This is a genomic window from Parabacteroides sp. merdae-related_45_40 (genome assembly GCF_001915675.1).
This window is the reverse complement of the sequence record NZ_MNQY01000090.1, coordinates 1-8690: the sequence shown is the minus strand read 5'-3', so window position 1 is coordinate 8690 and position 8690 is coordinate 1. Positions and strand designations below refer to the sequence as shown.

Below are 8690 nucleotides of genomic sequence, written 5' to 3'. Positions count from 1 at the left end.
ACCATGATTAAAACAGTTGCATTAGAAAAGATCTTCCGCACGGAAGAGGTAGAGACGTTGGCTCTTAATAAAGTAAGCATAGAGGTGAAGGAAGGGGAATTCGTAGCCATTATGGGCCCTTCCGGTTGTGGAAAATCAACGTTGTTGAATATCTTAGGATTGCTCGACAACCCGACCAGCGGAGAATATTACCTGAACGGGATCGAAGTATCCCGATATACGGAAGCCCAGCGGACGAAACTGCGCAAAGGGATTATCGGGTTCGTCTTCCAAAGTTTCAATCTGATCGACGAGTTGAATGTATACGAGAATATAGAACTTCCTTTGCTCTACATGGGTGTATCGGCTGCCGAGCGAAAGAAAAAGGTACAGGAAGCAATGGAACGGATGGCGATCGTGCACCGCGAAAAGCATTTCCCGCAGCAGTTGTCCGGCGGCCAGCAACAGCGTGTCGCCATTGCCCGCGCCGTAGTGGCCAACCCGAAGCTGATCCTCGCCGACGAACCGACCGGTAACCTGGACAGTAAAAACGGACAGGAAGTGATGAACCTGCTCAGCGAACTGAACAAGGAAGGGACGACGATCGTCATGGTGACGCACAGCCAGCACGATGCCGGGTTTGCCTCCCGCACCATCAACCTGTTCGACGGACAGGTGGTAACGGAGACGTTGATCTAAGTCTTAAATGTTATAGAAGGGAAAGAATGGGCCGTAACGTATTAAGATATGTTACAGATTACGAAATTATCGTACCCCGCATGATTCCAAATCAAATAAACTTGTATATTGCCGTCACTAATCATAAATCGAATTGCTTATGAAGACACTTGTATGGTTGTTTGGAATCTTTTTCTGCGCTTCTTCCGCTTACTGGTAAAAGACCGTTACGATCGAAGGAGACATACGGAATATGCCGGATACCGTCAGATTTTTTTGCGCGGAGATGAAAGGAAACGGGATGGATGTACGACCGGAAGATCAGGAAAAAATGGTGAACGGTAAATTCAAATTCACCAGGGAAGCCGACAGGACGACCAAGATGTACATATCCCTCAACAACACCGGCTACACCGTATGGGTGAAGCCCGGAGCGAACATCAAAATCACAGGAGAAGCCCCTTATGTGCAGAACTGGCTGGCGGAAAGCGACATTCCAATCCCCGAACAAGTCGAACTGAACCGTTTCCGGGAGGCTACACGGGAGGAAAACATACGCATCCACGACTTAACGGCAGAGTGTATGAAACTGCTCCCCAAGATCAGAGCGAAAGATTCGGTCGCCAAACAGGAATTTGCTTCGATCAGGCAGACGGTGAACAGCATACATGAAGAGATTATCCTGCAAAAAGAGTTGCTGCTCATGCTGGACTATCCGATTACCGATGCCGGCCTGGAAGAACTGAGAGACGCTGCCAAGAGTTGCCAGGCGGGAAAGTTGAAGGATAAAGCGTTAGTCGTATCTGTCTACAGCAAGCTGACGGACGAACAAAGACAATCCCGGTTGGGGGAAGAGATAACTTCCTTGTTGTCTATCTCCTCGACAGTTCAGGAAGGAGACAAGATCGCGGATGTCGAACTGAAAGACATCAAAGGGAACATCCACCATCTTTCCGACTATAAAGGGAAATACATCATCCTTGATTTCTGGAGCCGATACTGTGGCCCTTGCCTCGATGCGTTTCCTTTACTAAAGGAAATTGCGGAAAAATATAAAGAGAAAATTGTCGTTATCAGCCTGTCTGTAGATCCAGAAGCGGTTTGGAAAAAGACAGAAGTCAAAGAATCGGCAGACAACTGGCTGCAACTGTCCGATGGACTGGGCATGAGTGGCATAGCGGCTCATTACGGGGTACATGCGCTTCCTTCGTTTATCTATATTTCACCGGAAAGCACCGTCCTGAAAGCCGGACAAGGGTATAAATTCTTGTCGGAAGATATCCGTACATTTATAAAAGACAAATAACCTAATTCAAATGAATATGAAACACGGACTTTACTTATTTATCCCGGAGTTGATAAGCAACGATCCGTAGCTGCTGTATGACGGCTCTTTCACTTATCTGATCTCCTACCTGAAATATACGAACTTTACCGGAAAGACGGAACCGTATTCTTCCTGAAACAATTCAGCACGCAGCGGATTATAAATCAAAGATCCAACTGGTTAATGAGCATGGCAGGAAATACGACTTAAAAAACTCTATTTACCAAAGACCATATATAATTGTAAGTTTTCAGCACATAGACATTAACGCACAGTATGAATAAAAAGCCGGAAACAATATACACCATTTGCAAATACAGATGGTCGGCAATAATTGGGTCCAACCCCAAAAGCCGCTTTATACCGCCTAACAGAATGATGGTAAAGGGATGGACCAAATATATTTCATATCCTTCATTAGAATATATATCAATATAACGACGAACCATTGCAGATCTGTCATATAAGAAAACTAATCCCTTTTTCATATAAATTCCACCTATTCCATTAGCTTGCAGATCAAAAGGGACTCTTTCAACTCCGAAAGCATAAATCAAATATCCTACGGCAGCTATTACACAAACAACAATTTGCCAGCCTAACTTCTTCTTATAATACAATCCCCATATCGTAAAAAACAGATAGACTATTACAGTTTGAAGCAACTCTGGATAATAAGCTTTGAACAATAGCAACAATACCAAAACGACACTGAAAAGGATAAAAGGTATATTACACCGGCGAATCATCCGGCATAAAAAGGGAAGACAAAGAGATATGATCAAGTAAGGCGGAATAAACCAAATATGATCAAATAATCGATATTCTACCGTAGGGGTAAAGAACACATAAGATATAAAGTCATTCAACGGTATTATCTCTCCCGACTTCCAATAATGATACACAACAGCCGGAAAACAAACCAATGCATACTTCCAGTAAGGGATCGCGACTCTTTTTATCCGGCCCTTCAAATAAGTCCGAAACGGTTTTTCCAATGACAGGGAAAATGAGGCTCCTACTATATAAAACACGGTTGCCATTGCAAAGAATATCCCGGTAATCCAGCTTCCTTCAAATATGCCGACCTTGACACCTTCCCACCATATCAAATGACAAAAACAGGTGATATAGATCATTATAGCCCCTCTGTATATATCCAGATTCCGATCTCTCATGTTCTATTTGTTTCCTATAAGCATTGAAGGTTACAAAGATACTTTTTCCTTTTAATAAAAAAGAGTAATATTGCATACTAAAACAAATCAATCAAATTAATGAGCAATTCCATACATTTAATTAGTCTCTTATTATTGGCTTCCGGCCTATCCATACAAGCCCAGGAAAAGAGAGCCATGACATTCGATGAGATGGTCGGATGGGAACGCATATCCGAACAACGTATTTCCGATAACGGGAAATGGGTATTCTGCAAGATGGAACCCTGGCGGGGAGATGCGACCATCCTGCTATATAATGATAAAGGAGAAGAGAAAGGTTCTTTTAAACCTGCTGCAAAAGCACAATTCAGTTCCTCCTCCGAATATCTCTTGGTGACAAAAACGCCTCCCCTAAAAGAAGTGGAGGCTGAGAAGCTAAAGAAAACAGACAAGGATAAAATGCCGATGAACAGCCTCATCATTTCCCGCCTGTCCGGAGGGATGGAAACAATCGATTCGCTCAAATCTTATAAACTATCGGAAACAGCCGACTGGCTGGCTTACCAACGCGGAAGCAAAAAAGACTCCATGCTTTATATCCGGTCGCTCGACGGAATGCAACAAGACTCGTTCCCGGCAGTCAGCGATTTCGGATTTGCCCAAAAAGGGAATGTGTTATACGTCGTATCCGACTCTGTCCTCTATACCTACATTCCTCAGAAAGGAAATAACCGGATCTCCGATAAAAAAGGGGTATTCAAGAAGATTGCATTCAACGAAAACGGTAGCAAGCTCGCTTACCTGTTTTGTCCCCATAAAGATTCGGCCGCAACCCGGAGCAGCCTGTATCTGGCAGAAAATAATACCCCCGGCAAACTGATTGCAGAACGAGGGGATAAAGCATTCCCCGCTTCATGGATTATCAGTGAAAATGCGCCCTTATATTTTTCCGAAAACGCAAGCCGTCTTTTCTTCGGAACTGCTCCGGAGCCCAAACAGAAAGACACGACCCTTTTGGCTGAGAATCGCCCGGATGTACAGGTATGGAGCTGGGATGAAAAGGTACAATACACGCAACAGTCCTTTAACAAAGCGACCGATTTGAAACGATCTTATACAGCCATCTACAACCTCGGTTCCGGACGCCTTCTCCAATTGGCAACAGAAGAACTTCCGACTCTGCAAACAGCCGATGAGGGGAATGCCATATGGGCGCTTCTCTCCACCACAAGACCTTACGGCACACAAAGCATGTGGACCGCACGCCAGTTTCATGATATCTACATAATCAACCTGGAAACCGGGGAACGCCGGCAGATCAAGGAGAAAAGCCCTTCCTACATGCGTTTCTCCCCAAAAGGAAAATACACATACTGGTATCAGGATCAAGATAGTTCCTGGTATACTCGTTCGACGGCCGACGGCAAAGAATACCGCCTGACAACTCCGCAGACATTTGCCGCCTGGGACGAAGATAACGATGTCCCCGACTATCCTTCACCCTACGGAATAGCAGGTTGGACGGATGACGATCAATCTATCCTGATCAAGGACCGTTACGATATCTGGAAGTTTGATCCGATTGCTGCTTCTTCTCCGGTCAACCTGACCGTCAACGGGCGAAAAGAACAAATCACTTACTCGCTGATCCAACTGGATCGGGAGAAAAGAGCCTACAATACAAGCGAAGCACAATATCTCACCGGATTTAACGAAAGAACCAAAGGTTCCGGATATTATACTACCCGCCTCAACAAGCCGGTTGCCCCGAAAGCATTGCTTGCCGGTAATTTCAAACTGGCGGCCCTGGCCAAAGCAAAGGATGCCAATGCCGTAATCTACACGCAGGAAACATACGAGCAATATCCGGATATCCAATTATCCAACCTCAGTTTCAAAAAATCCATCCGTTTGACAGACGGCATCCGCCAGCAGGATTCCATCATTTGGGGGACAGCCGAACTGACTTCCTGGATCTCCCTGGATGGCCGGCCTCTGGAAGGTGTCATCTACAAACCGGCCGATTTCGACCCGAACAAGAAATATCCGGTAATCGTAAATTTTTACGAACGTAATGCCAATACATTATACAACTACCACATGCCCAGTCCCGGACGTTCAACGATCGACTATCCGTTCTACCTCAGCCACGGCTTTATCATTTTCAATCCTGATGTCCGCTTCACAGACGGCTATCCGGGTGAAAGTTGTTACAATTGCGTGATGCCGGGTATCACCTCACTGATCGCCAAAGGCTATGTAAATGAAAAGGCGATCGGTGCACAGGGACATAGCTGGGGAGGCTATCAGGTTGCCTACTTAGCTACCCGCACCCGGCTCTTTGCCGCAATCGAATCGGGTGCTCCGGTTGTTAATATGCTGAGTGCGTATGGCGGAATCCGTTGGGGCTCCGGCTTAAACCGTTCCATGCAATATGAACACGGGCAGAGTCGCATAGGGGGCAATATCTGGGAAATGCCGTTGCAATACATTGAAAACTCTCCCTTGTTCAATATGGATAAGGTGACCACTCCGATCCTGATCATGCACAACGATGCAGACGGGCATGTACCCTGGTATCAGGGAATCGAATACTTCATTGCCCTTAAACGCTTGCAAAAACCGGCGTGGTTGCTCAACTATACCGGCGAACCGCACTGGCCGATGCGCCTGGCAAACCGGATCGATTTCCAGAAACGCATGTTCCAGTTCTTCAACCACTACCTGCAAAATGCCCCCATGCCTAAATGGATGAATGAAGGTGTTCCGGCGGTAGATCAGGATTTCGAATTGGGATATTAAAACTCCATCCGAAACTCTGTCCGGACATTCGGTATGGATGAGACGGAAAGTTGGCCGCCATGCAATTGCATGATACGTTGGGAAATCGGCAGGCCGATACCGCTTCCGCCGGATTTGGTGGAAAAGAAAGGAGTAAAGATTGCAGACAACCGTTCGGGAGGAATCCCCGGACCGTTGTCTGTTATTGTTATAAGGAGATGCCCGGTTGCCCCAGCACATGTATCGACCCTGACAATTCCATCCTCTTGTCCTTCTACTGCCTGCAATGCGTTCCGGATCAGATTAATCAATGCAAGAGTAAGCAGATTGGCATCGCCATATACTTGAAGTTCCTTGCCTGTCGACTTATCAGCTTTACCGTCGCAGTAAACGACCCGTTCACTTCTCGGTTCGGCTTGTAGCAACCGTTCCAGCTTAGTAAATAACGCCGGTACGGAAACTGTTTTATATTCCGGTTCCGGCAAATGTGTCAAACGATGGTACGAATCGAGAAAAGCAGTCAGATTCTTCACCTGGCTGTTGATAACTTCAAGTCCTTCGCGTTGCCGGGATATGGAAGTACGGTCCAGATGTTTTAACAGGTCTGCCGAAAGAGAAGCGATCGGAGTGACAGAGTTACGAATTTCATGTGTCATCACTCGGAGAATACTCTCATAATAAAGGCTTTTCTCTTCAATCTCAATATGTTTATCACCCAACTGCCGGAGGATATGATTCATATCGGCATATAAAGCATTCGTAAAGGGATCATCCGGATTAGCAGGGAAATGTTGCGTCGTATCCTCGTTTCGCATCGCCTCGAAGAAGACGGACAATTTATAGTTCAAGCGGGTTGCCAACCGGATTATAAACAGAGTTATCAACAGGATAAACAGCAGACACACAAATGATAAGAAAAATGACAACCGTGTTATTAACAACCAGGAGCCAATCAGGGATAAAAGCACGATCAATACTGCACCCCCTACAATCTTAGCATATAACCTACGACTGTACATAAAACAAAGGTACATCAATTACAGTAAACCAGCAAAAAGGCAGAAAGGATACGAATTGCACGTTATTTTACGAATAAACAGTAATATGTTTGTTTTTAACAAATTAAATCGATTTATTTGTATCCGACTATCTAATGCAAATAGAATACAAACAATTAATCCGGAGATTATGAACAAGACAACGAGACTTTTAGGAAGTTTGCTTATTATCACAATAGCAACATCCTGCGGAACGGGAGACAAAAATCAATCCGCACAAACAGACGATCCTTTGGCCAACAGCCCGATAGTCGGTCAATATGTACAGGCAGGAACAGACAAAGTAATGTCGTGCGACCAAAAACTACTGGCCGATACTGTACGCATACCTCTCAGTTTCTTCACAGAAAAATTGGAAATAGTAAAACTGGATAGTCGGGACGAGGCATTGGTCGGACAAACCGGAGTGACAATTTCAGATAATTACATCTTGGTACATGGCCGCCGGCCAAACCCATTCAAACTATTCGACCGCAAGGGGAATTTCCTGACCAACATCGGTGCGATCGGACAAGGCCCCGGCGAATACCAAATGGTGTATGATGCCAAATTGGACGAGGCAAACAACCGCATCTATATCCTGCCTTGGAATGCATCGCAACTTTTAGTGTACGACTTGCAAGGAAACGTCTTAGACCCGATTCCTCTTTGCTTGCGTTGTCCGAAAGCAAAATTCAATGTCGATCTTACCGGAGGCAAGGTTTCGATAGTTCTGTTGCCTTTCAAAGGCTCTGCGGCCGTTGCCTGGACACAGGATTTGAAAGGAAACAGGCTCGGCTACATGGAACCGGGACATTTGGAAGCACCTCAGGACTTCAGTAATGAAGTAATATCAGGATTCAATATCCCCGGCACGTTCGATGTCAATATTTTATGTATAATGCCGACCCGCGTCGATTCGCTCTACCGATATGACGGAGACAACAGTCGTTTGATCCCGACATTCACACTCAACTTTGCCAATACAGATAAAATTCCCTGGCACGGATACGGAGAATGGCCACACCATTTCATTGGAGATTTCTCAGAACCGCCGGTTGAAGTCGCTCCCGGATCATGGACCAACGGAAAGACTTTTCATTACATCGTGGACAAAAAAACAGGAAAAGGTTCTTTCTTTAAACTCTATAACGACTATTTCGGCAATTTGGAAATCGACTATCCCAGTTATGCATTCTCAAATGGCTATTATATCCGGAATATCGAACCCGGTAACCTCATGACCGACATCGAGAACGCGTTGAAAAACCAGGATATCACCTCCGAAATGCGTAAAAAGCTGACCGATCTTCAAAACACGATCGACGATAACGACAATAATTATGTCATGATCGCCAAGCTCAAAAAATAGCCTCCCACGAACAAACAACTACTCCTCATCCTGTTGCCGGCACTCCTGCTGACAACAGGATGTAAACAACAACAGGCATCCGGAACGGAAGGCACGATCATCAAGATCGAAGCTCATCAACCGCTTCCGCCGAAAAACACGAAAGCCCTCTTTATCCGGACCTATAAAGAAGGCTATTACCTTTTCCCAATATACCGGCCGTCGCCTGGACACACAAGACTTCAATGGAGTGAGGATGTTTTTCTGTAGGAGATACAGTCTTTTTTGTTGAAACACGTGACTTATTTTGCTTCAAACAGGCAGAAAAAGTGCCGAAGATTCCCGTTTACAGGCTTTTTACACCCGGATGTGAACGG

General features: G+C 45.4%; 6 protein-coding genes. 4 read left to right on the top strand and 2 right to left on the bottom strand.

The window, feature by feature from the left end:
• The first annotated feature begins 3 nt into the window (after positions 1–3).
• Both BHV83_RS11080 and BHV83_RS11075 read left to right on the top strand, forming a co-directional pair.
• On the top strand, positions 4–678 hold the full coding sequence (locus BHV83_RS11080; protein ID WP_005637705.1) for an ABC transporter ATP-binding protein: 675 nt from the start codon (positions 4–6) through the stop codon (positions 676–678).
• 265 nt (positions 679–943) lie between these two features.
• A complete protein-coding gene (locus BHV83_RS11075; protein ID WP_286757523.1) occupies positions 944–1963 on the top strand; it encodes a TlpA family protein disulfide reductase in 1020 nt (339 codons plus the stop codon).
• A 227-nt stretch (positions 1964–2190) separates the two neighbouring features.
• Here the strand turns inward: BHV83_RS11075 and BHV83_RS11070 are convergent, their stop codons facing one another.
• A complete protein-coding gene (locus BHV83_RS11070) occupies positions 2191–3162 on the bottom strand; it encodes an acyltransferase family protein (RefSeq protein ID WP_286757522.1) in 972 nt (323 codons plus the stop codon).
• Positions 3163–3261: 99 nt separating this feature from the next.
• On the opposite strand from BHV83_RS11070, the gene BHV83_RS11065 reads away from it, so the two are divergent.
• Complete coding sequence (locus BHV83_RS11065) at positions 3262–5946, top strand: S9 family peptidase (protein WP_195305182.1); 2685 nt, start codon at positions 3262–3264, stop codon at positions 5944–5946.
• Here the strand turns inward: BHV83_RS11065 and BHV83_RS11060 are convergent.
• Complete coding sequence (locus BHV83_RS11060) at positions 5943–6944, bottom strand: sensor histidine kinase (protein ID WP_122204673.1); 1002 nt, start codon at positions 6942–6944, stop codon at positions 5943–5945. The genes BHV83_RS11065 and BHV83_RS11060 overlap by 4 nt on opposite strands.
• A gap of 169 nt (positions 6945–7113) precedes the next feature.
• Between BHV83_RS11060 and BHV83_RS11055 the strand changes: the two genes are divergently transcribed.
• Entirely contained in the window at positions 7114–8334 is a 1221-nt protein-coding gene (locus BHV83_RS11055; RefSeq protein ID WP_286757521.1) for a DUF4934 domain-containing protein, read from the top strand.
• Positions 8335–8690: the final 356 nt, after the last annotated feature.

Bases quoted from the DNA above. Each gene is read 5' to 3' on its own strand.
- BHV83_RS11070 (WP_286757522.1), bottom strand. From the start codon at position 3,162: ATGAGAGATCGGAATCTGGATATATACAGAGGGGCTATAATGATCTAT.
- BHV83_RS11055 (WP_286757521.1), top strand. From the start codon at position 7,114: ATGAACAAGACAACGAGACTTTTAGGAAGTTTGCTTATTATCACAATA.
- BHV83_RS11080 (WP_005637705.1), top strand. From the start codon at position 4: ATGATTAAAACAGTTGCATTAGAAAAGATCTTCCGCACGGAAGAGGTA.
- BHV83_RS11060 (WP_122204673.1), bottom strand. From the start codon at position 6,944: ATGTACAGTCGTAGGTTATATGCTAAGATTGTAGGGGGTGCAGTATTG.
- BHV83_RS11065 (WP_195305182.1), top strand. From the start codon at position 3,262: ATGAGCAATTCCATACATTTAATTAGTCTCTTATTATTGGCTTCCGGC.
- BHV83_RS11075 (WP_286757523.1), top strand. From the start codon at position 944: ATGAAAGGAAACGGGATGGATGTACGACCGGAAGATCAGGAAAAAATG.